This is a genomic window from Parafrankia sp. Ea1.12, assembly GCF_900465275.1.
Taxonomy (GTDB): Bacteria; Actinomycetota; Actinomycetes; order Frankiales; family Frankiaceae; genus Parafrankia; species Parafrankia soli.
In genome coordinates this window covers 1-1,556 of record NZ_UBIZ01000698.1, presented here as the reverse complement: position 1 = coordinate 1,556, position 1,556 = coordinate 1, and the positions used below count along the sequence as shown (strand labels likewise).

At 67.5% G+C, this 1,556-nt stretch carries 1 protein-coding gene; it reads left to right on the top strand.

The genetic code is table 11. The features are described from left to right. A partial coding sequence (locus FMEAI12_RS35650; protein ID WP_235015140.1) for a condensation domain-containing protein occupies positions 1-1,556 on the top strand: 1,556 nt, incomplete at both ends.

The following is a 1,556-nucleotide window of genomic DNA, read 5'->3' as shown; positions in this document are numbered from 1 at the left end:
CGATCGCGGGCCTGGCCGAGATCGTCATCGAAGGCTCGAGCGTCTCGACAATTCCAGCGCTGCAAATCGGGGATCTGCCACGGCCCGCCAACCTGCCGGCGTCCTTCGGACAGCAAGCCCTCTGGGTGATTGATCGCCTGGGCGGGCCGGGGGGCCGGTATGTGGTGCCAATGGTGCTTCGCCTGTCTGGGGAACTGGACGTCGGCATACTTGATGCTGCGGTGAAGGATGTAGTCACCCGGCACGAGGCATTGCGAACCCTGATTGTTGAAGACGACGGGCGGCTGCGCCAGGTGGTCGTCCCCGCCCAGGACGCGAGCGTTCGCCTCACGCTGATCCCGGAGGATCTCTCCGGTGCCGGGGGTGACGCCGTAGAGGAACGGATCGCCGACTTCGTGCGGCAGGGGTTTGACCTGGCGGCAGACATTCCCTTCCGTGCCGGCTTGTTGCGGGAGGCTGGCACGGAGTGGGTACTGGTGCTGGCGGTGCATCACCATGCGGTGGACGAGTGGTCGCTGCCGGTGCTGCTGGGGGACCTGTCAACCGCCTACCAGGCCCGGTCGGCCGGTTGTGAGCCGGGGTGGGCGCCGCTGAAAATGCAGTACGCCGACTACGCGATCTGGCAACGAGACATCCTCGGGGATCCCGCCGACCCGGATTCCGAACTCGCTCAGCATTTGAGCTATTGGCGTCATGCCCTCGCTGACGCGCCGGCGGAGTCCACGATCACCCTGGACCGGTCTCGCCCTGCCGAGCCCACCCACCAGGGCGGTGATGCCGCGTTCGCCGTCGCGTCCGAGACTGTGACGGGGTTGCGGGGCGCCGCGCAGCACAACGGCGTGAGCATGTTCATGATCGTGCAGGCCGCGATCGCGCTGACGGTCTCCGCGCTCGGCGGAGGAGACGACGTAGTGATCGGTTCCCCGGTCGGGGGCCGCACTGAGGACGGCCTGGAGAACCTGGTCGGGTACTTCGTCAATACCCTCCCCCTGCGCCACCGGCTCCGACCCGACCACACGATCAGCGAACTCCTCGGGCGCGCCCGGCAAACGGTGCTGGATGGGCTCGCACACCAGGCCGCACCGTTCGAGCACATCGTGTCCGCCGTCGGCGTCGACCGGTCCGCTGCCCGCAACCCGGTCTTCCAGGTCATGCTCACCTACCAGAACCTGTCCGGCGGGCCCGACCTGCTCAATCTCCCCGGAGTCACCGCTCGGCAACAACACGCTTCCCTCGGAGCGGTCAAGACGGATCTGGACATCTACGTGGACGAGACCCAGCACACCCTCACTGGGTCTCTGAGCTTTGCCACTGACCTGTTCAACCCGGGCACCGCGGAGCGCTTCCTCGCTCTCCTACAACGAATCCTCACCACGATCGCGGCCCGCCCCGACACGCGGATCGCCGATCTTCAGGTGCTATCCGACGCCGATGCCGGGTCGGTGGGTGTGTGGTCGGTGGGTGCGGGGGTGGTGGTTCCCGCGGTGACGGTGGACGGGCTGATCCGGGATCAGGTAGCGCGTACTCCCGGGGCGGTCGCGGTCGTGGACGACGCG